Origin of the sequence: Halobaculum saliterrae, from assembly GCF_009831625.1 — an archaeon.
Classification (GTDB): Archaea; Halobacteriota; Halobacteria; order Halobacteriales; family Haloferacaceae; genus Halobaculum; species Halobaculum saliterrae.
The window spans coordinates 396920-419857 of record NZ_WUUS01000001.1; the positions used below are offsets into that span (position 1 = coordinate 396920).

General features: G+C 71.3%; 24 protein-coding genes. 9 read left to right on the forward strand and 15 right to left on the reverse strand.

Annotated features, from left to right (window positions below):
- Positions 1-53: 53 nt before the first annotated feature.
- The 7 genes from GRX01_RS01985 to GRX01_RS02015 form a co-directional block, all read right to left on the reverse strand.
- Positions 54-1526, reverse strand: a complete 1473-nt coding sequence (locus tag GRX01_RS01985) for an aryl-sulfate sulfotransferase (RefSeq protein WP_159662857.1) — start codon at positions 1524-1526, stop codon at positions 54-56.
- Positions 1523-2905 (reverse strand): PQQ-dependent sugar dehydrogenase, encoded by a 1383-nt coding sequence (locus tag GRX01_RS01990; RefSeq protein WP_159662859.1) that lies wholly within the window; start codon positions 2903-2905, stop codon positions 1523-1525. The genes GRX01_RS01985 and GRX01_RS01990 overlap by 4 nt, the downstream gene beginning before the upstream one ends.
- Positions 2906-3039: 134 nt before the next feature.
- A complete protein-coding gene (locus GRX01_RS01995) occupies positions 3040-4326 on the reverse strand; it encodes an ABC transporter permease (RefSeq protein ID WP_159662861.1) in 1287 nt (428 codons plus the stop codon).
- Positions 4319-4966, reverse strand: a complete 648-nt coding sequence (locus GRX01_RS02000) for an ABC transporter ATP-binding protein (protein WP_159663279.1) — start codon at positions 4964-4966, stop codon at positions 4319-4321. Before GRX01_RS02000 ends, GRX01_RS01995 begins: the two co-directional genes overlap by 8 nt.
- A gap of 293 nt (positions 4967-5259) precedes the next feature.
- Positions 5260-6861 (reverse strand): CARDB domain-containing protein, encoded by a 1602-nt coding sequence (locus tag GRX01_RS02005; RefSeq protein WP_159662863.1) that lies wholly within the window; start codon positions 6859-6861, stop codon positions 5260-5262.
- A gap of 84 nt (positions 6862-6945) precedes the next feature.
- The gene (locus GRX01_RS02010) at positions 6946-7770 is read right to left on the reverse strand and encodes an MBL fold metallo-hydrolase (RefSeq protein WP_159662865.1); all 825 of its coding nucleotides are present in this window, start codon (positions 7768-7770) and stop codon (positions 6946-6948) included.
- 8 nt (positions 7771-7778) lie between these two features.
- Entirely contained in the window at positions 7779-9158 is a 1380-nt protein-coding gene (locus GRX01_RS02015) for an ATP-binding protein (RefSeq protein WP_159662867.1), read from the reverse strand.
- Positions 9159-9305: 147 nt separating this feature from the next.
- Here GRX01_RS02015 and GRX01_RS02020 point away from each other — a divergent pair, with 147 nt between their 5' ends.
- Both GRX01_RS02020 and serS read left to right on the forward strand, forming a co-directional pair.
- Positions 9306-10439, forward strand: coding sequence for a thiolase family protein (locus GRX01_RS02020; protein ID WP_201289474.1), 1134 nt, complete (start codon positions 9306-9308; stop codon positions 10437-10439).
- A gap of 179 nt (positions 10440-10618) precedes the next feature.
- A complete protein-coding gene (gene serS / locus GRX01_RS02025; RefSeq protein ID WP_159662871.1) occupies positions 10619-11998 on the forward strand; it encodes a serine--tRNA ligase in 1380 nt (459 codons plus the stop codon).
- Positions 11999-12055: 57 nt separating this feature from the next.
- Here the strand turns inward: serS and GRX01_RS02030 are convergent, their stop codons facing one another.
- Positions 12056-12406, reverse strand: coding sequence for a nuclear transport factor 2 family protein (locus tag GRX01_RS02030; RefSeq protein WP_321167864.1), 351 nt, complete (start codon positions 12404-12406; stop codon positions 12056-12058).
- Positions 12407-12532: 126 nt separating this feature from the next.
- Here GRX01_RS02030 and GRX01_RS02035 point away from each other — a divergent pair, with 126 nt between their 5' ends.
- Positions 12533-13033, forward strand: a complete 501-nt coding sequence (locus GRX01_RS02035) for a DUF367 family protein (protein WP_321167865.1) — start codon at positions 12533-12535, stop codon at positions 13031-13033.
- A gap of 33 nt (positions 13034-13066) precedes the next feature.
- Here GRX01_RS02035 and GRX01_RS02040 read toward each other — a convergent pair whose 3' ends face one another.
- The 3 genes from GRX01_RS02040 to hemB all read right to left on the reverse strand — a co-directional run bounded on the left by GRX01_RS02040 (position 13067) and on the right by hemB (position 15584).
- Positions 13067-13435 carry a DUF5518 domain-containing protein gene (locus GRX01_RS02040; RefSeq protein ID WP_159662873.1) on the reverse strand — a complete coding sequence of 123 codons (369 nt, stop codon included), beginning with the start codon at positions 13433-13435 and terminating at the stop codon, positions 13067-13069.
- A 27-nt stretch (positions 13436-13462) separates the two neighbouring features.
- On the reverse strand, positions 13463-14542 hold the full coding sequence (locus GRX01_RS02045; protein ID WP_159662875.1) for a hypothetical protein: 1080 nt from the start codon (positions 14540-14542) through the stop codon (positions 13463-13465).
- Between the two features lie 61 nt (positions 14543-14603).
- Complete coding sequence (hemB, locus tag GRX01_RS02050) at positions 14604-15584, reverse strand: porphobilinogen synthase (protein WP_159662877.1); 981 nt, start codon at positions 15582-15584, stop codon at positions 14604-14606.
- Between the two features lie 163 nt (positions 15585-15747).
- Between hemB and GRX01_RS02055 the strand changes: the two genes are divergently transcribed.
- Entirely contained in the window at positions 15748-16245 is a 498-nt protein-coding gene (locus GRX01_RS02055) for a DedA family protein (protein WP_159663283.1), read from the forward strand.
- A 36-nt stretch (positions 16246-16281) separates the two neighbouring features.
- Here the strand turns inward: GRX01_RS02055 and GRX01_RS18725 are convergent, their stop codons facing one another.
- Both GRX01_RS18725 and GRX01_RS02060 read right to left on the reverse strand, forming a co-directional pair.
- Positions 16282-16455: a DUF6757 family protein gene (locus tag GRX01_RS18725; protein ID WP_201289475.1), complete on the reverse strand. Its 174-nt coding sequence runs from the start codon at positions 16453-16455 to the stop codon at positions 16282-16284.
- A gap of 25 nt (positions 16456-16480) precedes the next feature.
- Complete coding sequence (locus tag GRX01_RS02060; RefSeq protein WP_159662879.1) at positions 16481-17296, reverse strand: PHP domain-containing protein; 816 nt, start codon at positions 17294-17296, stop codon at positions 16481-16483.
- Between the two features lie 188 nt (positions 17297-17484).
- Here GRX01_RS02060 and GRX01_RS02065 point away from each other — a divergent pair, with 188 nt between their 5' ends.
- Positions 17485-17769 (forward strand): DUF5789 family protein, encoded by a 285-nt coding sequence (locus GRX01_RS02065; RefSeq protein WP_159662881.1) that lies wholly within the window; start codon positions 17485-17487, stop codon positions 17767-17769.
- Positions 17770-17883: 114 nt separating this feature from the next.
- Here GRX01_RS02065 and GRX01_RS02070 read toward each other — a convergent pair whose 3' ends face one another.
- Positions 17884-18924: a DUF5784 family protein gene (locus GRX01_RS02070; RefSeq protein WP_321167866.1), complete on the reverse strand. Its 1041-nt coding sequence runs from the start codon at positions 18922-18924 to the stop codon at positions 17884-17886.
- Positions 18925-19048: 124 nt separating this feature from the next.
- Between GRX01_RS02070 and GRX01_RS18730 the strand changes: the two genes are divergently transcribed.
- Positions 19049-19219, forward strand: coding sequence for a DUF5786 family protein (locus GRX01_RS18730; protein WP_201289489.1), 171 nt, complete (start codon positions 19049-19051; stop codon positions 19217-19219).
- A gap of 87 nt (positions 19220-19306) precedes the next feature.
- Here GRX01_RS18730 and GRX01_RS02075 read toward each other — a convergent pair whose 3' ends face one another.
- On the reverse strand, positions 19307-20191 hold the full coding sequence (locus GRX01_RS02075) for a YkgJ family cysteine cluster protein (protein WP_159662885.1): 885 nt from the start codon (positions 20189-20191) through the stop codon (positions 19307-19309).
- Positions 20192-20344: 153 nt separating this feature from the next.
- Between GRX01_RS02075 and GRX01_RS02080 the strand changes: the two genes are divergently transcribed.
- From GRX01_RS02080 to GRX01_RS02090, 3 genes are all read left to right on the forward strand, one after another.
- Entirely contained in the window at positions 20345-20566 is a 222-nt protein-coding gene (locus tag GRX01_RS02080; protein WP_159662887.1) for a DUF7561 family protein, read from the forward strand.
- 103 nt (positions 20567-20669) lie between these two features.
- On the forward strand, positions 20670-22616 hold the full coding sequence (locus GRX01_RS02085; RefSeq protein WP_321167867.1) for an ATP-dependent DNA helicase: 1947 nt from the start codon (positions 20670-20672) through the stop codon (positions 22614-22616).
- Between the two features lie 128 nt (positions 22617-22744).
- Positions 22745-22930, forward strand: coding sequence for a hypothetical protein (locus GRX01_RS02090; RefSeq protein WP_159662891.1), 186 nt, complete (start codon positions 22745-22747; stop codon positions 22928-22930).
- Positions 22931-22938: the final 8 nt, after the last annotated feature.

The following is a 22938-nucleotide window of genomic DNA, read 5'->3' on the forward strand; positions in this document are numbered from 1 at the left end:
CCCGATGCGAGCCGGGAAAGTTTAGCGTGTTGATACGAACGCCGCCGCAGCGGTCAGCGCCGCCGAACCGCCGCGAGCGCGAACGCCGCCGCCAGCGCCATCAGGGCCGTCAGCGCCGCGCCGGCGCCGAATCCCGGCGTCTGGACGAACGACTCGTCGGGAACGGTCGTCCACTCGCGGTCGGTCCCGTCGGCATCGTCGCCGTCGGCGCTCCCGGCCGAACCGCCGTCCGCGCCGTCGTCGGGCGTCGCCGTCGCGGCGTCGCCCAGCTCGCCGCCGGTCCCCCACAGCTCGTCCTCGGGGACGAGCCGGTCGCGCTCGACGCCGGTGAGGTGCGCGTAGCACGACTCGATCGCCTCGGTGTCGAAGACCGTGCCGCCGGTCATGGTCTGGTCGCCGGTCGCGCCGATCTGGCGCGTCGTCGGGCCGTCGGAGCCGGGGTCGGTGCCGACGCGCTCGGCGTCGTACGGCTGCCACGGGGTGTACACCTCCCAGACGACTTCGCCGCGCGGGGTGACCTCCAGCACGCGATGGCCGCGGCGGTCGGTGACGAGCGTGTTGCCGTTGGGGAGCCGGTCCGCGTCGCGCGGCTCGTGGAGGCCGCCGCCCGAGAGCGACCACGTGCGCTCCCACTCGCCGCCGTCGGTCCGGCTGTACTCGACGACGCGGTCGTTCTCGGAGTCGGCGACGATGACGGTCGTGCGGCCGTCCTCGCCCTCGATGAAGTCGGGGTTGTGCTGCTCGTTCAGGACGTCGTAGTCGTCGTCCTCGCCGAGCGTCCACTTCACCTCCTTGGTGTCGCGGTCGATGGCGATCACCTGATCGAAGTTGCGGACGGAGACGAGCAGCGTGTCGTCGCCGATGGGGTCCACGTCGTTGACGTGGGTCCAGTCCGTGCCGTACGGACCCCCACCGTCCTCGGGGAAGCGGTCGGCGTGCTCGTCGAAGCGCCACTGCCAGACGATCTCGCCGGAGTCGTCGAAGATCACCACGCGGTTGCGCTCGTCGCCCTTGTCGACGGTGACGAACTCGCCGTCGCCGAGGTAGTCGACGTCGTGGGCGTCCTCGACGTTCTCCAAGTCGGTCCTCGATGTGGTCTCGCCGGTCGCGGGGTCGATCCGCTCGATCACCGTGTGGCGGTTCTGCGTCGTCGCCATCAGCAGCTCGCCGTTCGGGAGCGGGTCGACGTCGTAGGACCACCAGCGGCCGTCGGCGGTGTCGTTGTGGACGCCGACGACCGAGCCGTTCGGTGCGAGGCCGACCAGCAGCGCGGCGGTCTTGTCGCCGGCGCGGGCGCCCTGGATCGACACGAGCGTCGTCGTCTCGGGGCGGCGGTCCTCGTCGATCGTGCCGACGCAGGGGTTGAGGCCGTCCGACTGGGCGGCCGGTGCGCCGGGTCCGCCGACGGCGCGGGCGCCGTCGGCCGCACCGCCGGGGGCCGCCGCCCCGACGACGGGTGCGACGCCCGCGATCACGAGGACGAGTGTCGCGAGGAGCGCGAGCCCGCCGGTTCGGCCGCCTCTCATTCGCCGGCCTCCAGCCGCACGAGCACGTCGTGGTTCTCCTTCGGGAACTCCTCGCTGGACCGCCCGTCCCGGTTCGACGTGATCGCGTACAGCTCGCCGTCGACGCCCTGCTCGACGTGTCGGATCCGCCCGAGTTCGTCCGTCAGCATCGGGTGGGCGGTGGCGGTGAACGCGTCGTCGAGCCAGTCGGCGTCGAATCGCCGGCCCGTCTCACCCAGCGGCGGCAGCTCCGCCTCCGGGGGCGACAGCGTGACGACGATCAGCTGTTGGCTGCCCAGCCCGCCGATGATCAGCCGGTTGTGCCAGGAGGGGACGGCCTCGCCCGTGTACCACAGCGCTCCCGTCGGCGCCCACGTGCTCCCGCCGGTGTTGGCGAGCGGACGCCGCACGTCGCTGTCCTCGGACAGCCCGCGGTACTCGTCGGCGTTCCTGACGTCCGGCCAGCCGTAGTTGCCGCCCGGGACCAGCCGGTTGACCTCGTCGCGGCCGGCGGGCCCATGCTCGGTTGCGACGGGCGTGCCGTCGGGGAGCCAGACGAGCCCCTGCGGGTTTCGGTGGCCGTAGGTGAACACGCGCGGGTCGCCGCCCGGGATGTCGGGGTTGTCCGGCGCGGGCTCCCCGTTGACGGTGACCCGGAGGACGGAGCCCGGGAGTTCCCCGGGGTCGGCCGCCAGCGCCTCCTCGCCGGCGTCGCCGGTGGTGATCCAGAGGTATCCCCGAGGGCCGAACGCGATGCGGCCGCCGTTGTGGAAGTTGTTCGCGGCCATGTCGCCGACGACGACCCGCTCGGTCGCGGCGGGGTCGTCGGCCGAGAGGTCGAACCGCGAGACGCGGTTGACCCGCTCGTCCTCCCCGACGCTGGCGGTGTAGTAGACGTACAGCACCTCCACGTCCGGGTAGTCGGGGTGGACCGCGACGCCGAGGGTGCCCCCCTCGCCGCCCTCGACCCACCACTGCTGTTCCTGCGGCTCGGCGGCGATCGAGCCGGCGTCGATGGCGTCCTCCGGGGCGAACACCGTGTCGAGGTCGCCGCCGGCGACGCGGCTGACGCGGCCGACGCGCTCGGTGACGAACACGTCGCCGTTGCCCGCGACAGAGATGTCCCACGGCACCTCCAGGTTCTCCACGAGGACCGTCCGTTCGACGTCGCTCGTCGGCGCGTCGGTCGGTGCTGTCCACTCCTCGGGCGTGAACGACGCGTCGGGCTCGGGGACGGGCGTCGGCTCCGGCGTCGGGGTGCCGCTCGCCGTCGTGTCGGCCGGATCAGCCGTGGCGTCGCCGTCGGGCGAGCCGTCGGAGGGGGGCGAGCCGCTACAGCCGGCGAACAGCGCCGCACCGGCGACCGCGAGGGTCCGACGACGGGACCAAGTGTTCGACATGTTCGTGGGAAGCGAACACGCGCGCAAGTGTCTTCGGGTCCTTTCACGGTCGCGGGTCGGTGAACGGCTGTCCGCGGTGGGTCCGGAGGCGGGACGGCCGAGCCGGGCGCGACGGCCCGGCGTGTGTCGGTGTCCTACCCGCGGAGCGACTGGACCGGCGGCTCCCACGCCGCGCGGTAGGCGGGGTACAGCCCGCCGACGAGCGCGACCGCCACGCCGAAGGCGAACGCACCCAGCGCGACCAGCGCGTTCGTCGGAACGAGCACCGCATCGAGCGGGAGCTCCGTGTTGAGCGCGACGATGACGACGCCGACGGTGCCGAGCAGGACCCCGACGGCGCCGCCCCCGACCCCGAGCAGCGTCGCCTCCACGAGTAACGTCCGCAACACCTGGTCGCGGTGGATCCCGACGGCGCGCAGGACGCCGATCTCCCCCCGCCGCTCGGAGACCGTCATCAGCATGACGTTGAAGATCGACACGCCGGCAACGACGAGCGAGACGCCCGCGACCGCCAGCAGGAACCCGTTGAGCAGCGCGAAGAACTCCGTGATCCGGTCGAGCACGCTCGTCAGCGAGAACACCGAGACGCGCCGCTCGCGGGCGTTGAGTCGGTCTCGGACCCCGCGGGCGACCGCGTCGGCGTCGCCGCCGGAGTCGGCCTGCACGACCACCTGCGAGAAGCCGTCGGTGGCGAACTCGCCGGGCGGAAGGACGACCGCCGAGTCGGCCCGCAGGGGCGTGATGCTCGACTGCGGGGGGAGCACCGCGACGACGCGGTAGGTGTTCGACTCGATCGTGACCTGCGACCCGACGCGGAGGTCGAGCGCCCCGGCCACGTCCGCGCCGACGAGCGCGCCCTGCCGGTGGTAGTCGGGCACGCCCGGCGCGTCGCCGAACAGCGGCCGAGGGTTCGTCGTCCCGTACACCTGCGCGACCGTCCGGCTCCCGCCCGCGCTGACGGTTCCGCCGGTCGACTTCAGCGGGATCACCGTCCCGCGGCCGGCGGCGGCGCGTTCGACGGCCGCGAGGTCCCGACCGTCGAGCGTCTCCTCGCCGGACTCGGCGGCCGGGCTGACGATCACCTGGTCTCCGAGCCCGCCGAGTTCCTCAGTCGCGGCCGTCTGGAGCGCGGTGCCGAGCATCCCCAGCGCGACGACCGCGAACACGCCGATGACGATCCCCAGCGCGGCCAGCCCCGCGCGGAGGCGCTGGCGCGAGAGGTTGCGGAACGCGAGCGAGACCGCCGGGAAGCGGCGGCCGAGCGCGTCGCCCGCGCGGGCGATCCGGGCGACAGCCGGGTCCGGAACCGCGACGCGCGCCGCCGCCGCGGCTCCGCCGGCCGCGCCACGGAGGCGGCTCCCGAGTCGTGCGACCGCCGCGACCGGGGCGAGTCGCACGAGTCGCCGGATCCGGTCACGCATCGTCGAGCACCCCGTCGACGAGTTCGACGGTCCGGTCGGCGTACCCGGTCACGAGATCGTCGTGGGTGACGGCGACGACACCGACGCCGGCGGCGGCGATCTCGCGGATCTCCTCGAGCACGGAGACGCCCGTCTCGCGGTCGAGGTTGCCGGTGGGCTCGTCCGCGAGCAGCACGTCGGGCTCGTTGATCAGCGAGCGCGCGATGGCCACCCGCTGCTTCTGCCCGCCGGACAGCTCGTCGGGGGTGTGGTCCAGCCGGTCGCCGAGGCCGACGCGTTCGAGCAGGTCGACCGCGCGGTCGGTGTGGTCCTCCGAGAGGAACGCCGTCGGGAGGCGGACGTTCTCGACGGCCGACAGCGTCGGGACGAGGTGGAAGTCCTGGAAGACGAACCCGATCGTCTCGCGGCGCACGTCGGTGCGCTCGCGCTCCGAGCGGCCGGCGACGGGGGTCCCGTGGAGTTCGACGCGACCCTCGGTGGGGTCGTCGAGCAGACCGAGGAGGTTCAGCATCGTCGACTTCCCGGACCCGGAGGGACCGACGACCGCGACGACCTCGCCGCCGGCGACCGCGAACTCGACGTTCGACAGGGCCGTCACGGTGCCGCCACCGCCCTCGTAGCGCTTCGTCACGTTCGCCAGCCGAAGCGGAGGGGTCGCGTCGTCCGCGTCCGCGGCGTCGGCGTCGACGTCGGTCCCGCGGGCGACCGTGTCGGTCGGCGGTACGGCGGCGTCCGCCGCGGCGCCGAACGACGAGCGGGAGTCGTCGGAGGACACGTCGACGGCGTCGGCGGATCGGGCGGCCGGGTCGGTGTCCCCTGACCGGTCGCGACCGTCGGCGTTCACCGATCGGCCGGGGACCTCGGTGTCCGCCGATCGGCCGTCGCTATCGGCGTCCGCTGACCGGCCGGCGGCCTCGGTGTTCGCGTCGTCGGTCATACGTACCGTCGGACGACGAGTCCGATCGCCAGCGGGATCGCGAACCCGACCGCGAGCAGGAGTCCGCCGACGGGGCCCGACACGCCGAGCGCGCCGAACGATCCCGCCCCCGTGGACGACCGGCTCGCCGGGAGCGGCACCTCGATCACCTCGGTGACGCGGTCGTCGCCGGCGGTGTACGCCACCCGAACGGGGATCGACGTGGCGTTCGCGGCGTCGACGCGACCGGTCACGCTGAACGGCGCGAACTCGCTGGCGTCGACGGTGCCAACGAAGTAGCTCCGCTGGGGGTACGCGGGGGTGGCGGACCGGGACTCCGCGACGCCGACGACGACGCCGGACACCTCGCCGCCGCCGACGTTCCCGAGGTTGCCGCCGATCGTGACGCGCCCGTCGTCGTCGAGGCTGACGTTCAGGCCGGTCAACTCGACGGCGCCGCGCTTCGGCCGGAAGTCGTAGTCCGCGGCGGCCTCGCGGCGCTCGCCCGCGAGGTCGTATCTGGCGACGAAGTCGATATCGCCCGCGGTCTCGACGGCCGAGAGGTCGACGGTCACGGTCGCCTCGGCGCCGGGTTCGAGCGCGTCCGCGACCGCGACGCGACCGACGGCGGAGACGAGCGTGCCGTTGTCGCCTCGGGGGACGAGCACGACCCGTTCGATCGCGGCGTTGCCGAAGTTGGTCACGGTCACGTCGAGTCGGTCACCGTCCGCGTCGTCGTCGCCGTCGCCGCCGGTCGACGGCTGGAGGGCGCCGCCCCCGCCGCCGATGATCCCGGCGATCCCGCCCGCACCCCCCGCCGCGGCGTCGCCGGCGGCGTCGCCGGTCGCGGTCGAGACCCGCACGCCGACGTCGGCGGTCAGGGGGTCGACCGTCACCGCCCGGTCGTGCGTGACGGTCGCGCGGGTGCCCGCGGCGGTCGTGTAGTCGACCCGGACGCGGATCGACCGCTCGCCGGCCTCCATCGGTCGCACGGAGAGGTTGAGCGATTGGCTCGCGCCGGCCGCGAGCGTCGCGACGGTCCGGCGGACCCGCTCGCCGTCGGTCGGTTCGACGACCGAAACCGTGAGATCGCGCAGGGGAGCGGTCGTCGGATTCGAGACCGTCACGTCGACGGCAGAGTCCGCGCCCGCGACGGCGTCGGCGACGGTCGCCTCGACCAACGGCGCGCCGCGCTCGACGGCGAGCGAGAGCGGGCGGCTGGCCGTCGCCGTCTCGTCGTCCGCGTCGGAGACGGTGGCGACGACCGAGAGGTCGTACCCGCCGGGCTCGTCGACGACGAGCGTGACGGGGACGGCGATCGTCTCGCCGGGGGAGAGCGTGCCGAGCCCCGTCGCCGCCCCGAGGACGGTGCCGTTGGAGTCGCGGACGGCGACGCGGTCGAGATCGGCGGCGGAGGCGCTCGCGCCCGAGAGTCGGATCGTCGCCTCGACGGTGACCGGCGCCCCCGCGGTCGGGGTCGCGGGCGTGACGGTCGCGTCGGTCACCGCGACGCGGGCGTCCGGCACCGCGCCGGCGACGCCGACGAACGGGGCGAGGACCGAGGTGGCGAGGAGCGCGGCGGCGACGAACGCGGCCGCTTCGGTCGAACGATCGTTCAATATAACGCGGTTAGGGGTCGGAGCCGCAAATACCTTCCCCGGGGCAGAGCGGGCCGGACACGTCGACACGACGGCGACCCGGACTCACAGGTCGTACGTCTCGCCGTCGACCGCGAGCGGCTCCGCGAACGCCTCCTCGGGCGGGTAGTAGTGCGCGAGGTGGACCAGCCGCGTCTCCGCGGCGTCGAGATCGTCGGCCAGCGCCAGCGCCCCCTCGCGGGTCATGTGTTTCGTGCCGAAGGTGTACGGCGTGCCGTCGGGGCCCTCGTCCTTCCCGCCCATCGGGTGGTACTCACAGAACGCCGCCGGAACGATGCCGTCCGCGAGCAGGAGGTCCGGGTCCGAGAGCGCCGCTCGCGAGTCTGCGGGCACGTCGTAGCTCGTGTCGCCAGACAGCGACAGTTTCGCGCCCGTCTCGGGGTCCTCGACGCACAGCCCGTAACAGACGAGCGGCGGGTGGTCGACCGGGACGAGCGTCACGTCGAGACCGCACACGCGGACGGACTCGAACGGCGTCACGTCCTCCACGGTCACCCGGTCGAGGTAGTCGTACTTCGAGCGGATCGTGTCGGCGACCGACTCGCCGGTGACGGGGTCGACCTCGTCGGCGGCGTACACCGGGAGGTCGTCGAACAGCCGGTAGGCGTTGCCGAGGCCGTCGAGGTGGTCGAAGTGGATGTGCGAGACGATCGCGGCGTCCGGCAGCGGCACGTCGTGGGTGAGGAACTGCTGGCGGAAGTCCGGCGAGCAGTCGATCAGCAGCGACTCGCCGGTGCGCTCGTTCTCGACGTGCACCGAGAAGCGCGAGCGCTCGATCCCGCGTTCGCGGGCCTCCTCGCAGGTGTCGCAGTCGCAGCCGACGGTGGGCGTGCCGGTGGTGTCGCCCGTGCCGAGAAGCGTGACGCGCATCCGGCGAGTCAGTGCTCGTGGTCGTGATCGTGATCGGAGTGATCGTGACCGGCGCCGCCGTCCCCGACGACCTCCGCGCCCTCGCCGTCGATCATGTCCATGTTCTTGAGGTTGTCGCGCTCCTCGAAGTCCTGGACGGCGTCCATGATGTCCGCCTGCGTGATCTCCATGCGGTCGTCGGTGAGCGCCTCCAGCACGGCCTCACGGAGCACGAGTCGGAGGTCGCTCCCGGTGAGCCCCTCGGTTCGGTCGGCGACCTCGTCGGGGTCGAACTTCGCGATCTCCATCTGCCGGGTGATGACCCGGAGGATGTCCGAGCGCATCTGCCGGTCGGGCTTGGGGAAGTTGACGATCTCGTCGAACCGGCGCCACGCCGCGGCGTCGAGCTGGTCGGGGTGGTTCGTCGCCGAGATGAGCAGCACCTCGTCGCGCACCAGCGACACCTCGTCGATGCTCTTGAGCAGCGTGTTGACGGCGCGCTTGAGCGCGGCGTGCTCGTCGGACTTGCGGGTCTTGGCGACGGAGTCGAACTCGTCGATGAACAGGATACACGGCGCCAGCCGCTTGGCGACCTCGAACGTCTTCTCGACGTTCTTGGCGGTCTCGCCGAGGTACTGGCTCGTCACCATCGACAGCTTCACCTCGACGAACGGGAGGCCCAACTCGTGGGCGAGCGCGCGGGCGGCGGTCGTCTTGCCCGTGCCCGGCGGGCCCACGAACAGGAGCTTGCCGATCTCGCGCAGGCCGATGTCCGCGAGGTACTGCCGGTGCTCGATCGCCTTCATCAGCTTGCGGATCTCGCCCTCCTGGTCGGTCGTGAGCACCAGGTCCTTCAGCGTCATCTCGATCTCCTCGGGCGCCTTCACCGTGACGAGGTCGAGCATCTCGGCGTCCTCCTCCTCGTCGAAGTACTCGCCGAGGAGGGCGTCGATCCACACCCGGTCGGCGCGAACGGGACGGTTCTCGTCGCGGGCCTCGTCGTGGGTCACCGAGAAGTCGGCGTCGTGGTCGACCTCGGGGTCCTCGGCGATCGCCGCGAGCACGGGGTTGCTCAGGAGGTCGTCGTCGTCGACCCGGTCGAGGATCCACTCGACGGCCATCTCGGGCTGGGACAGCGACACCTCCCCGGAGAACTCCTTTCGCTGGGTGAACAGGAGGTCGGAGATCGCCTCCCAGGGGCGCTCGACTCCGGTCGCGGTCTTTGCGGTCGATTCGGTCACGTGGAGCGGACGCTCCACGCCGCCCGGTCCCTCCTCGTCCTCCGGGGATTCGCTCCAGAAGACACGGCGGTACCGTGGCGGTAAATCGTCGGCGTCGAGGTCGCGGTCCTCGTTGTACCGGTGGACGGTTACGAGAAGCTCGACCACGTCCTCTGCCGGGTCACTCATCCCCCAGGGATTGCCGCCGGAAGCTGTTAAGCGCGTCGAAGCGGCGGAAACCGGGTGTGTGAGACGCACGCACGACTCGGGGTAAACCCTCGGCCACGCTCCGCCAGTTCTCCCGGATTTATCAGTCGGGACCGCGGAATGAGTACCATGGCAACACCCGTCATCGCGGCCGCGTACCGGACCCCGTTCGGGAAGCAGGACGGCGTCTTCGCGGACACCCGCGGCGAGGACCTCTCCGTCACGCTCATCGACCACATCCTCGAGGAACACGACCTCGAACCCGACGACGTGGACGACCTCATGTGGGGGGTCGCCCAGCAGCGCGGCGAGCAGGACAACAACGTCGCCCGCGTCATCGCGCTCCTCTCGGAGCTGGGCGAGGGGACGCCCGCGACGAGCATCAACCGCTGGTGCGCCTCGTCGATGCAGGCGATCATCTCGGCGTCGGACGCCGTCGCCGCGGGCAACCGCGACTGCATCGTCGCCGGCGGCGTCGAGAGCATGAGCCGGGTGCCGATGGACGGCGACTCCTACCAGCACCTCCACCCCGAGCTGTCCGAGAAGTACAACGTCTTCCAGCTCCAGATGGGGATGACCGCCGAGAAGGTCGCCGAGGAGTACGAGGTGTCCCGCGAGGCGCAAGACGAGTTCGCCGCGCGCTCGCACCACCGCGCCGCCGAGGCGACGGAGTCGGGGCGCTTCGACGACGAGATCGTCCCCGTCGAGACGGAGGACGGCGTCGTCACGGAGGACGAGGGCATCCGCACGGACACGTCCGCGGAGGCGCTCGCGGACCTGCCGCCCGCGTTCACCGGCGACGGCAGCGTCACCGCGGGGAACTCCTCGCAGATCACCGACGGCGCGGCGGCGACGCTCGTGTGTTCGCGGGAGTTCGCCGACGAGCACGGGCTCGACGTGCTCGCGGAGGTCGGCACGAACAACGTCGCCGGCGTCGACCCGACCGTCATGGGTATCGGCCCGGTCCCGGCCACACGCGGCCTGCTGGAGCGGGCGGACGCCGACATCGACGACTACGGGCTGGTCGAGGTGAACGAGGCGTTCGCCTCCCAGTGCGAGTACACCCGCCGCGAACTCGGGATCGACGAGGACAGCTACAACGTGAACGGGGGCGCCATCGCGCTGGGGCACCCGCTCGGGGCCTCCGGCGCCCGCCTGCCGGTGACGCTGATCCACGAGATGATCAAGCGGGACGTGGACCGCGGGCTGGCGTCGCTGTGCGTCGGCTTCGGGCAGGGCGCGGCGATCGAGTTCAGTCGGTAGATCGGTTGCATGCGTTTTTCTTGGCCGCGTGAGGGAGAGTGACTACGCCGATCCGGGATCCGGGTGTGGCGACGCAACGGTAGCTGTCACGACCACGGCGACCGGATCACATCCACCGGATCAGGATCGCTCACACGGACCCGACACGGTTTAGGCGGAACCACCGGAACCGACAGACAATGATTTCGAGGCAGTACCTCCGCGAGCACCCCGAGGAGGTTCGCGAGGGGATCGAGAACAAGGGGGTCGACGTCGACCTCGACCGGATTCTCGAACTCGACGAGGAGTGGCGCGACCTGAAGGGCCGCGGCGACACGCTGCGCCACGAGCGCAACGAGGTCTCGTCGCGGATCGGCCAGTTGAAACAGGAAGGCAAGGAGGAGGAGGCCCAGGACGCGATCGACGAGAGCCAACAGCTCAAGGCTGAGCTCCAGGAGATCGAGGACCGCGCCGACGAGCTGGAGGAGGAACTCCACGAGGCGATGCTCCACCTCCCGCAGATCCCCGACGACGACGTGCCCGTCGGCGAGGACGAGTCGGAGAACGTCGAGCGCCGGCGCGAGGGGTTCGACGACCTCCGGGACCTCCCCGAGGAGGTGATCCCGCACTACGATCTGGGCGAGGACCTGGACGTTCTGGACTTCGACCGCGGCGCGAAGGTGTCGGGCGGCGGCTTCTACTTCGCGAAGGGCGAGGGGGCGATGCTGGAGCACGCGCTCATCCAGTTCTTCCTGGAGGTCCACCGCGAGCAGGGCTACACCGACGTGTTCCCGCCGATCCCCGTGAACTCGAGGTCGATGGAGGGCACCGGCCAGTTCCCGAAGTTCGTTGAGGACGCCTACCGCGTCGGCGACGAGAACGCCGACGAGATCGACGACGACGACCTCTGGCTGCTCCCGACCGCGGAGGTCCCGGTGACGAACATGTATCGCGACGAGATCCTGCTGGACGACGACCTCCCGGTCAAACACCAGGCGTACTCGCCGAACTTCCGCCGCGAGGCGGGCGAACACGGCACCGAGACGCGCGGGATCGTCCGCGTCCACCAGTTCAACAAGGTGGAGATGGTGAACTTCGTCCGTCCGGAGAACAGCGAGGAGCGCTTCGAGCGCCTCGTCGAGGAGGCCGAGGAGGTGCTCGAACGGCTCGGACTCCCGTACCGGATCTTGGAGATGTGCACCGGCGACCTGGGGTTCACGCAGGCCAAGAAGTACGACATCGAGGTGTGGGCCCCCGGCGACGACATGGACGACGGCCCCGAGCAGGGCGGCCGATGGCTGGAGGTCTCGTCGGTATCGAACTTCCGCGACTTCCAGGCGCGGCGCGCCGGCCTGCGGTTCCGACCCGAGCGCCACGAGTCGGCCGAGTACCTCCACACGCTCAACGGCTCGGGAGTGGCGGTTCCGCGCGTCGTCGTCGCCATTCTGGAGTACTATCAGAACGACGACGGCACCGTCGACGTGCCCGAACCGCTCCAGCCGTACATGGGTGGCAGGGAGGTCATCGAGGGCAGCGAGAAGGTCGGCGAGAGCGCCGTCGGCGCCGGCGAGCGGGAGTAGCCGGCGGTCCGGGGACCGGCACCGGAACCGGCGTATCGTCCTCCGCAGCCCCGTTTCTCAGTCGGTGTACGTCGTGAGGTGATCGACAACCGCGTCCGCATCGTCGTTCGCGAATCGGAACACGTCGACGAATCCGAACAGTTCCTCGCCGTCGTCGCCGAGGAGTCGTCCGCGGGCGACGACTTCGGGAGACGCCGTGTCGGCGGACGCGTACACCGCGTCGACCCGGTGTTCCGTGTTCGTCCGCGGGCGCTCCTCGCGCATGAATCGAACAAACGGCTCCCGTCCCGACAGCGTCCGGTCCGGTCGGTCGTGGACGAACCCGGACGCGAGCAGGGCCGCGAGCGCGTCGTAGTCCGCGGCGTCGACGGCGCGGTAGTACGTCCGGACGGCATCCTCGCGTGACACGCCTCACTCGCGGGCACCGACGGGCTTGAATCGGTCGGCCGGAGGGACGGCGCCGACCCGCCGGCGCGAGGAACACGCCGCCACCGCTCCGGGGCGCTTATTCGCCCGCGCGGCCTCGCTCCGGGCGTGGACCTGCACGTCCGGTACGAGGGAGACGACGACCCCGACAAGTGCACGGCGCGCAAGCTCGCGCGCTTCGACCTCGCGGCGCTGCACCGCTCGGACGCGGCGACGCCGTACGGGGTCGTGCTCAACCCCCACGCCGAGCGCGCGCTCTCGCCCGCCGACCGGGACGTGGCGGACGGGGAGACCCTCGTCGCGCTCGACTGCTCGTGGGAGTCGGCCGGCGAGGCGATGTTCTCGCTGCCGGGCGAGCACCGCGCGCTCCCCTACCTCGTCGCCGCCAACCCCGTGAACTTCGGTCGCCCGATGCAGTTGACGACGGTGGAGGCGTTCGCGGCCGCGCTCCACATCCTGGGCGAGCGCGACCAAGCCGAGGAGGTGCTCGCGAAGTTCACTTGGGGCGAGACGTTCCTCGAACTCAACGAGGAGCCGCTCCGGCGGTACGCCGAGTGTGCCGACTCCTCGGAGGTCGTCGCGATCCAGCAGGAGTACCTCGATCGGTGAACGGCGGCCTCCAGTTCGGTCCCGCGATCAGCGTTACTCCGCCGACAGAACGGCCCCGATAGCGCCGGCGATAGCCGAGTCGATCGCGAACACGAGCGTGATCACGAGGCCGAGGACGAACACGCCGGCGCCGCCGACGAACCCGCCGAGGGGACCGCCGCCCGCGAGCCCGAGCACGCCGCCCAGCAGCGCGAACAGCAGCGTGTAGGCGATCCCGGTCACCGAACCCGCGAGCAGGCCGTGGTACGCGCCGCTGCCGAGGCCGCCGCCGGCGAGGTAGCCCGCGACCGCGCCGCCGACCAGCCCGGCGCCGAGCTGCCCGACGATCGGGACGGCGGTTCCGAACGCCGCGAGCACGAGGAACACGAGCGCGCCCCACGCGACCGCACGCCAGTCTGTCATACCTCGACGGACGCGCGGCGCGGGTATCTACCTGTCGTCGGCGTCGTCGGCTCGATCGCGGTCGTCGGTCCGGTCGAAGGCGTCCGCGCCGTCGATGAACCGACCCCCGTCGTCCACGTCGGCCCCCGGGTCGTCGTCCCCCTGGACCGCGTACTCCGGGAGGTCGGCGGCCTCGACGTCGCCCGAGAGCAGATCGGCGGGATCGATCTCCGCGAGCTGGTCCGGATCCGGGTCCGGATTCGAGCGCGGATCCGACTCCGTGGCCGCATCCGGATCTTGGTCCGGATCGCTGTCGGCAGTGATCGTGTCGTCGCCGGCGAGGTCGCCACGCTCGTCCTCGTGTCCCGCCCCCTCTCCGTCGTCCGTTCCCGCACCGTCACCGTTCGGCCCCTCGTCGGCCTCCCGAACGGCCGCGAGTTGGTCGGTCGTCGGGACGAACAGGCGGTCCGTCTCGGGGTCGTACGGCCCGTCGGGGACGCCGTCGCGCGCCTCCGCCCGGAGCCCGTCGGCCGCCTCCGGCGCCGGATCCGGCGCGGCGGCAGCGTTCGACCGGACGCGGTCGGGGTCGACGCCGCGGACGGCCGCCCACTCGTCGGGGTCGGCGCCCGCGGCGTCGACGGCCCACGCATCGAGCGCGGCCGCCGGCGACGACCCGGACTCCAACAGGCCGATCAGCGAGCGCAGCGTGCTCGTCTCGACCTCGCGCCACCAGTCGGGCTTCTCGACGTAGACGGGGTAGAAGAACGGCGTGTCGCTGGCGTCCGCTAGGTCCCGGGGGAACGAGACGGTCCGGTCGTGGACCTCCTGGAAGACGGTCATGTTGACGGCGGCGACCGCCGCGAGCAGGTCCGCGTCCATCTCGTAGCCGGCGGCCTCCAGCTCCGACCGGAGGTCGGCGAACGCGAACGCGAACCACGCGGCGTCGGCGTCGTCGGTCAGCAGGTGGTTCGGGGTCGCGTCGTCGCGGGCGCGGCGGTACTGCTCGACGAGGCGGTCCTGGACCGCGTCGTGGAGGACGCGCAGGCCGATTCGAACGTCGTCGACGGTGAAGTCGGTGCGCTCGGCGACCTCCTCGATGTAGGCGTCGGGAACCGCCGGGCGATGCATTGTGGGGGGATGCGTCGGTTTCCGGGTTAAGGGTTCGTGTCTCGGGATCGATTCGGCCCGGTTACAGCGACTCGGCGACGTCCTCCGCGAGGTACGTGAGGATCAGATCCGCGCCGGCGCGCTTCATCGAGAGCAGGGACTCGCGGGCCGTCGCCTCCAGATCCAGCCACCCGCGGTCGGCCGCGGCGTGGAGCATCGCGTACTCCCCGGAGACGTTGTAGGCGGCGACCGGGACGTCGAACCCCTCGCGCACGTCGCGAACGATGTCGAGGTACGGGAGGCCGGGCTTCACCATCAGCACGTCCGCGCCCTCCTCGGCGTCGAGGCGAGCCTCCCGGAGCGCCTCGCGGCGGTTCGCGGGGTCCATCTGGTAGTGTCGACGGTCGCCGAAGGCGGGCGCGCCGTCGGCGGCGTCGCGGAACGGCCCGTAGAAGGCGGACTCGTACTTCACCGCGTAGCTCATGATCGGCACCTCCGCGAAGCCCTCGCCGTCCAGCGCCTCGCGGATGGCGCCGACCATCCCGTCGGTCATCGAGGAGGGCGCGACCATGTCCGCGCCGGCCTCGGCGTGCGAGACCGCCGTCTTCCGGAGCAGGTCGAGCGTCTCGTCGTTCCGCACCGTCAGGGTGGGGTCCTCCGCGGCGCTCCCCTCGACGATCCCGCAGTGGCCGTGGTCGGTGTACTCACAGAGGCACACGTCGGTGATCACGTATGCGTCGGTTTCGGCCGCGATATCGCGGACGGCGCGCTGGACGACGCCGTCGTCGGCGTACGCCCGGGAACCGACCTCGTCCTTCGACTCGGGGATGCCGAACACCATCACCGCCTCCACGCCCGTCGCCAGCACCTCCTCGACGCGGTCGACCGCCTCGCTCACCGGGACGCGTTCGTGACCGGGCATCGACTCGATGGCGACCCGCTCGTCCGTCGTCGCGTCGACGAACACCGGCGCGATCAGGTCCGACGCCGAGAGGTCCGTCTCGGAGACGAGCGACCGGACGCCGTCCGTCCGGAGCCGTCGCGGCCGATCGGTTGGGAACATGGATGAGCGTCGGCCCGCGTGGGAAGTAAACCCGACGCTCGCGGCCGTCGGCGACGGCACCGCCGCCGGCGACCGTCGCCGCCGCACAAGGTATCACACAAACCCTATATTCGGAGACGGGAAATCGGAGTCCGTGACGCTGTCGCCCCTCCAAGTCGGCGCGATGCCGCCGTGGCTGGAGTCGATGCTGGCCTCGGAGTACGCCTACCTCGCGCTGTTCGCGGTGTTCGTGCTGGAGGGGGCCATGCTGATGTACTTCATGCCGAGCGAGCTGATCGTCCCCGGGTCGCTCATCCTCTTCGGCCACTCCCCGGGAACCGTCGTCGCGGTGGTCGGGATCGCGGTGCTCGGTGCGACGGTCGGACAGGTCGCGCTGTTCACGCTCGCTCAGCGGGGCGGGCGCGAGTGGCTTCTGCAGAAGCGGTGGTTCCGCGTGAGCGAGGACAGCCTCGACCGCTTCGACGGGTGGTTCGATCGCTGGGGGCCGGTCGTCGTGCCCGTCTCGAACGCGCTGTTGTTCACCCGCGGAATGCTCACCGTCCCCGCGGGGCTGGCGGAGATGGACCGGCGACGGTTCGTCGTGCTCTCGGCGCTCGGCACGCTGGTGTTCGAGTCCGCGCTGGCCGGGCTGTACGTGTTCGGCGTCGACCTGCTGTGGTGAGGAGGGAACGGGTCGCGGGGATCGACGGCGTCCGGTTCAGGGCTCTCGATCGGTCTGTGTCACGTCGACCTGCTCCCGGAGCGCCTCGAGTCCCTCGCTGTCGGCGAGCTCCTCGACGCGGTCGCGGAAGTGCGACTCGCATAGGCCGACCGTGACGCCGTCGCGCTCGGCGCCGTACGCCGCGTCCCGATCGCAGTAGTGACACTGCATACCCGATCGAGGGGCTGGATCGTACTTAACCCCGCGCCTCCGGCAGTCGTTCCCGCACCGCGTTCCACCGTCGCGCGTCGAGCCCGTCGACCGCGAGCTCCTCGCCGTGGGCGTCCGTTCCCCCGGTCAACAGCAGGTCGTGCTCGCGCGCCAGTTCCTCGACGGTCTCGGGGTCGTCGGCGACCGCGTCGGCGTACGGATAGAAGCGTTCGACGGCGTCGAGGTCGTGCTCGACGCAGAGTTCGAGCGCGCGTGACGGGTCGCCGTAGCGGAACGGGTGCGCCAACCCCACGACCGCGCAGGCGTCCCGGAGCAGGTCGACGCCGCGCTCGACGGGCGTGACGGCACGAGGAACGTAACAGGGGCCGTCGCTACCGATCAGGTCCCTGAAGGCGCCCTCGTAGTCGTAGTCGGCGTCGCTCTCGTCGATGGCGCGGGCGATGTGCGGTCGGCCGAGGCCGGCGCGCGGCTCGAGGCCCAGGTCGACGCCGAGACGGTCCTCGACGCGCTCGATGATCCGCCGACCGCGTTCGCGACGGTCCGCCTGTAACCGGTCGCACTCGGCTCGCAGGTGGGGGTCGTCGTCGACGCCGTACCCGAGGAGGTCGACGCGCTCGCCGCCCCCGTCGCCCGCGTTCGTCTCGACCCGCAGTTCGATGCCGCGGACGACCGTCAGGCCGTCGCGGTCGACGACGGGCGCCTCGAGTTCCGGATGGATCCGGTCGTGGTCGGTGACGGCGACCGCGTCGAGGCCGACCGTTCGCGCCGTCGAGACGAGCGTCTCGAGCGTGAACGTTCCGTCGGAGACGGTCGTGTGCGCGTGGAGGTCCGCGACTACCATTGCCGGAGCGGAGGTGCGCGGCGCGCAAGGTCGTTCCGGTCGCGCATGCGGGATCTCCCGGCAGGAAGAACGTAGCCTACGGCGACGACCGTGTGAGAGGATCGTATTATAATACATTATATTCTACCGTTCTCACGAAGGTCGTACATGGACAATCATTACATACTCGGCTCGTGTTCGACCAGTTGATGCGCCTGAACGGCACGGACGACGAGCTATCCGCCCACGAGTACCCCGCGACGAGCGGCGAACTCATCGACGCGTACGGCGACACCCGTATCGAACTGCAGGACGGGAGCGAGACGATCGGCGCGGTACTCGGCCGTCTGGGCTCGGAGACGTTCCACTCCGCCGACGACGTGTGGACGACGCTTCGCGGCGGCGTCGGGCACGAGGCAGTCGGCCGCCGGTTCTACAGCGACCGCGACGCGCCGGCGGTCGGCGAGGACGGACCGGATCAGATCTCGTTCTGAGCGGACCCCCGCGGCGGCCCGCCACCGCCGCGGCACCGATCGCTGCCATACCTCCGGCTCCGGACCGGCTCAGTCACCGTACTCCGGGGCCACTCCTTCCGTGAGAACGCCGCCTCAGACCCACTCCAGCGCCGCGTCGAGTTCCAGCGGAACGCTCCCCTTTCGGTACGCCTCCGTCGAGCCGTCGGGGCGCGAGCGGAACACGACCGCGGGCCGGTGCCCCACCTCGGGCCGCTCCCCGCGCACGGCGAACCAGTCGTCGTCGGGGAACGACGAGCAGTCGACGAACAGCGTGACGCCGCCGCCGTGCGCCTCCAGCTGTCCGCTCGTCTTCGTCTGAACGGTGTCGCGCACGGCCGCCGACGGGGTCCCCGCGGCACGCTTGTTCGGCGTGACCGGGCGGGTGACCTCGACCAGCGTCGAGCGACCGTCCCCGCGGGTCGCGCGGAAGTCGATGACGTGGTCGGTCGACACCTCGATCTCCGGCTCGATGTCGTAGCCAGCGTTCACGAGCAGGCGCGCCACGTCGAACTCGCCCATCGTCGCGATCATCCGGGTGAGGTCCATGTACTCGCTGGTGCCGAGCTTGCTCGCCATCTCCTCGCGGTCGTCGTCGAGCACGCCCGTCGCGAGGAACTGCTCGTAGAAGCCGAGCGCGTCGAACCGGTCGGCGTCCGGGAACCCCGCGGCGTGCTCCCGGAAGAACTCGCGCGTCGTCTCCGCGCCGTCCTTCGAGCACAGCACCGGAAGGAAGTACCACGCGAGGTGCGGGAAGTCCTCGAGCCACGGGTCCTCCTCGTAAAGCACCGCGAGGAGTTCGCGTTCGGCCCACCGCGTCACCGGGAACGGCACGTCCGCGAGCGCGTACTTCTCGGTCCGCCACAGCGACGAGGGCGTCTCCGTGTTCCCCAGCCAGTAGGCGCCGGGACCGCCGCCGACGCCCGTCGGCCCCTCGCCGTCGTCCGTCCAGCAGAACAGCGCGAGGCTCCCGTCGTCCATGTCGAAGCGCCGAGCCTCGTAGCCCGCGGGCGGCGCGAACCACGGGTCGCGCTCGGTCGCCCCGAGGTTCGAGTCGAGCGGTCGGTAGAGGTCGTCGCGGACCCGGGACGCCGACCACGACCCGGGCGCGTATCTGAACCGTAGGGGACGTGCCACACCCGATATCGACCGTCGGTGGGTTTGAACCCACCGCTCGCGCGGCAACCGGACGACAGGACACCGGCGAGCTGTGAACGATCGATACATATATCACACAGAATTTGCTATGTGATATCGTACCATGTCAATGGGTGCCTACGACGAGAAGGAGCACGAACGCCGCGAGGAGAAGACGCGCGTCGACGGTGACTTCGCGGAGGAGCGAAGCGAGTACCGCGGCAGGGTCACCTACGACTCCGGCGAGTCGACCGAGGCACTCCTCGACCAGTTCAGGACGATCAAGGACGAGTAACCCCCGACGGCGGCCCCCGACCGGTCGACTTCTCCGCGGGATCCGACGGCCACAGCGACGGCCGGCTCGACCGCGGCGGTCTCGCGGTCAGCCGTCCCAGTCGGCCGTCTCGGGCGCCCCGCGGTCGACCTCCACGCGGTCGGGGTCGGGCGCGTCGACGTCGGCGACGGCGTCGCCGCGGGGTCCCGCGGCCGCTCGCCACCCCTCTGCGGCGGCGCCCACCCACGAGTCGGCCGCGAGCACGCGCTCTCGGGCCCGTTCGTATCGGTCGGCGCTCACCGCGGCCGTCCCCGGCGCCGAGGCAGCCGCGCAGGCGACGAACGTCGCGCGGTCGGCGCGGGTCGCCGCGTCGTCCACGAGCCGTCCGACAGCGCCCGAATCGGCGAGCGCGTCGGGATCGTGGTGCAGGAACACCGACGAGCCGAGGGCTCCCCGACTCAGCGGCGGCGGCGGGAGGTCCCCGGGAACCGCGTCGTCGACGAGGCGCTCGCCCGCCTCGCCGTGGACGCGTTCGACGCGCTCGCACTCGGTCTCGGCGTCGAGTTCGAGGTTGTGCCCGGGGTACGTTCGACAGCGATCCGGGTAGCGATCGGTGTCGTGGATCCGGCACTTCAGCGTGTCCGGGTCGAGGAACGCGCAAGTGTCGAGCCAGACCCGGTCCCCGTCGAACGGCGCGACGGGCTTCGGGAGCTTGCGGATGCCGACGAGGAAGGCGGGTCGACCGCCGATCCCGGCGACCTCGTGCCCGCCGACCGTGGCCGTCCGGTCGCCCTCGGCCGCGAACAGCCGCGGGACGAGCGCGTCCCCGAGCCCCGAGTCGACGAACCCGCGGATCTCGTCGCGAGAGAGCGGAACGAGGTGGTACGCGTCGTCGAGCGCGCGGTAGCGGCCCTCGCGCTCGCGATCGTCAGGCGCGCCGAGCGGCCGCCAGTCGAGACAGCAGCCGGCACACCCCTCGCAGTTCACGTCCATGCCGTCGCTAGTCGACGCCGCCTCCGAGCAAGAAGCTGTCCCCGACCGATACCGCGCCGGCGACGGTCGGCGGTCGGCCGTGTTCTGCGGCGTCCGGGTCCGATCCGGGCGCGGGAGCCGGGGGCTTATCGCCGCGGCCCTCCGAGCGGTCCCATGAGCAAACAGCGCTGTGACGGCTGCGGCCGGCGCGTCCGTCTCGGCGGGGGGATCGGGGACCTCTGGTCGTTTCAGACCGGGAGCACCGACGGCCTGACGCTGGAGTTGGCGGACGGCTCCGAGCACTTCCTGTGTTACGACTGCATCGAGGCGCTGCCGGACGACGAGGAGGTCACCCGCGCACACGTCGAGGCGCTTCCGGCGGATGGCGACGAGTGACTATCCCGACGCGCACGCCACCCGGGTCGCGATCGTCGCCGGATCGCCACGGTGCCACCATCCGACACGCTTACCCGCCGGCCGCCGATTCGGTCTGACGACCGTGGACCCCGACCGGATCGGCTCCGAGTTCCCCGCGCCCTCCTACCGCGGCGCCCAGAAGGGGGCGCTGTCGGACATCGCGGACGCGTTCGCCGCCGGCAACCGCGTCGTCCTCGTGCGCGCGCCCACCGGCAGCGGGAAGTCCCTGCTCGCGCGGGCCATCGCGGGCGCCGCCCGGAGCGTCGAGGAGGCGAGCCCCTCGGAGGCGACGGGCGCGTACTACACGACGCCGCAGGTGTCCCAACTCGACGACGTGGCGGAGGACGACCTGCTCGACGACCTGAACGTGATCCGGGGGAAGTCCAACTACACCTGCATCCTCCCCGGCGAGGAGGACACGCCGGTCAACCGCGCCCCGTGTGCCCGCCAGCGCGGCTACGACTGCTCGGTGAAGCATCGCTGTCCGTACTATTCGGACCGGGCCATCGCCTCGAACCGCCCCATCGCCGCCATGACGCTGGCGTACTTCATGCAGACCGCCGGCTCGGACGTCTTTCGGAAGCGGGACGTGGTCGTCGTCGACGAGGCGCACGGCCTCGCGGAGTGGGCGGAGATGTACGCGACGATCGACCTGTCGCCCGAGACCGTTCCCGTGTGGGACGACGTGGGGGTTCCCGACGTCCACAACGACGAGGTCGGTCCGCTCGAACGCACCGCTCGGTTCGCGAAGGCCCTGCTCGGCGTCTGCTCGGACGAAAAGGACGAGCTACTCCGGCAGGGCGACCTGACGCCCGAGGAGGCCGCACGCCGCGACCGCCTTCAGGAGATGATCTCGGATCTGAAGTGGTTCCTCGAGGACTACCGCGACACGGAGTCGGCGACGACGTGGGTCGTCGACCAGCCCGACGGCGAGGGCGGGGCGCTGACGATCAAACCGCTGGACCCCGAGAAGTACCTCAAACACACCGTCTGGGACCGCGGTAACCGCTTCGCCCTGCTCTCGGCGACGATCCTGAGCAAGGAGTCCTTCTGCCGCGGCGTCGGCCTCGACCCCGAGGAGGTCGCGCTGGTGGACGTGCAGCACACCTTCCCCGTCGAGAATCGCCCGCTGTACGACGTGACGCAGGGGAAGATGACGTACGAACACCGCGACGAGACGCTCCCGAAGGTCGCGCGGCTGTGCCTGCGGCTGATGGCGAACCACCCCGACGAGAAGGGGTTGATCCACGCCCACAGTTACGCCATCGCCCGACAGCTCACCGAGAGCCTCGACCAGTTCGGCGTCGGCGCGCGCGTCCGCCGCCACGACAGCGACGACCGCGACGCCCAACTGGAGGCGTGGAAGGCCAGCGACGACCCCGAGGTGTTCGTCTCCGTGAAGATGGAGGAGGCGCTGGACCTGCACGGCGACCTGTGCCGCTGGCAGGTGCTGTGCAAGGCGCCGTATCTCAACACCGGCGACTCCCGCGTCGCCGCCAGACTGGAGGACGGGCAATGGCCGTGGTACCACCGCGCCGCGCTCCGCACCGTCATTCAGGCGTGCGGCCGGGTCGTCCGCGCGCCCGACGACCACGGCGCGACCTACCTCGCGGACTCGAGCCTCCTGGACCTCTTCGAGCGCGCCGAGGCCGACACGCCGCCGTGGTTCCGCGACCAGATCGACCGCATGTCGACCCCCGACCTCCCCGAGTTCGACCCCGACGCCGCGATGGCCGGGATGGACGCCGACCCCGGGCCCAGTTCCGGAGCCGGCCACGGCGTCGGTCGGGGCCGGTCGAGCGCGTCCGACGGAGCGACCCGGTCCGGCGGATCGAACCGAGCCGGCGGCGGATCGAGCACGTCGAAGGGCTTCAGCGGCGGATCGGGCGGATCACGTCGGTCCACGTCCTCGCGCTCCGGGTCGACGCGGTCCTCGGGAACCGCGGGGGGCGACGCCGGCGGGGACGACGGCGACGACGAGGACGACCCGATGGCGGACCACCCGCTGTCGGACGTGTGGGGGGAGTAGTCCCTTCGATCCGCGCGACGGTCCGAGTACGTCCTTATATCACGTAGTTCGAGCGCCGGGCGGTATCGCACGTACCATGGCATATTATCTCACGAAGGATTATGTATTCCCTTGTAGTAGCGGGAGCCATGACGATCCACGGTGTCGACACCGCCCTGACGCTGTTCAAGGCCGGAACGCTCACCAGAACGCAGGCCGCCCGCAAGGCGGGCGTCGACCTCGATCGCTTCGACGAGCTGTGTGTGAAGCGCGGCATCGCTTCCGCGGGACCGTCGCTCGACCCGAGCGGCCCCTCCCACGTCGACGCCGACTGAGAACTCGG

Excerpts from the sequence above, each read along its gene's own strand:
- GRX01_RS18730 (WP_201289489.1), top strand. The coding sequence starts at position 19,049 with ATGTCAATGGGTGCCTACGACGAGAAGGAGCACGAACGCCGCGAGGAG.
- GRX01_RS02040 (WP_159662873.1), bottom strand. The coding sequence starts at position 13,435 with ATGACAGACTGGCGTGCGGTCGCGTGGGGCGCGCTCGTGTTCCTCGTG.
- GRX01_RS02020 (WP_201289474.1), top strand. The coding sequence starts at position 9,306 with ATGGCAACACCCGTCATCGCGGCCGCGTACCGGACCCCGTTCGGGAAG.
- GRX01_RS18725 (WP_201289475.1), bottom strand. The coding sequence starts at position 16,455 with ATGCAGTGTCACTACTGCGATCGGGACGCGGCGTACGGCGCCGAGCGC.
- GRX01_RS02015 (WP_159662867.1), bottom strand. The coding sequence starts at position 9,158 with ATGAGTGACCCGGCAGAGGACGTGGTCGAGCTTCTCGTAACCGTCCAC.
- GRX01_RS02045 (WP_159662875.1), bottom strand. The coding sequence starts at position 14,542 with ATGCATCGCCCGGCGGTTCCCGACGCCTACATCGAGGAGGTCGCCGAG.
- GRX01_RS02090 (WP_159662891.1), top strand. The coding sequence starts at position 22,745 with ATGACGATCCACGGTGTCGACACCGCCCTGACGCTGTTCAAGGCCGGA.
- serS (WP_159662871.1), top strand. The coding sequence starts at position 10,619 with ATGATTTCGAGGCAGTACCTCCGCGAGCACCCCGAGGAGGTTCGCGAG.
- GRX01_RS02065 (WP_159662881.1), top strand. The coding sequence starts at position 17,485 with ATGCGCCTGAACGGCACGGACGACGAGCTATCCGCCCACGAGTACCCC.
- GRX01_RS02055 (WP_159663283.1), top strand. The coding sequence starts at position 15,748 with ATGCCGCCGTGGCTGGAGTCGATGCTGGCCTCGGAGTACGCCTACCTC.
- GRX01_RS02010 (WP_159662865.1), bottom strand. The coding sequence starts at position 7,770 with ATGCGCGTCACGCTTCTCGGCACGGGCGACACCACCGGCACGCCCACC.
- hemB (WP_159662877.1), bottom strand. The coding sequence starts at position 15,584 with ATGTTCCCAACCGATCGGCCGCGACGGCTCCGGACGGACGGCGTCCGG.
- GRX01_RS02080 (WP_159662887.1), top strand. The coding sequence starts at position 20,345 with ATGAGCAAACAGCGCTGTGACGGCTGCGGCCGGCGCGTCCGTCTCGGC.
- GRX01_RS01995 (WP_159662861.1), bottom strand. The coding sequence starts at position 4,326 with ATGCGTGACCGGATCCGGCGACTCGTGCGACTCGCCCCGGTCGCGGCG.
- GRX01_RS02060 (WP_159662879.1), bottom strand. The coding sequence starts at position 17,296 with ATGGTAGTCGCGGACCTCCACGCGCACACGACCGTCTCCGACGGAACG.
- GRX01_RS02075 (WP_159662885.1), bottom strand. The coding sequence starts at position 20,191 with ATGGACGTGAACTGCGAGGGGTGTGCCGGCTGCTGTCTCGACTGGCGG.
- GRX01_RS01990 (WP_159662859.1), bottom strand. The coding sequence starts at position 2,905 with ATGTCGAACACTTGGTCCCGTCGTCGGACCCTCGCGGTCGCCGGTGCG.
- GRX01_RS01985 (WP_159662857.1), bottom strand. The coding sequence starts at position 1,526 with ATGAGAGGCGGCCGAACCGGCGGGCTCGCGCTCCTCGCGACACTCGTC.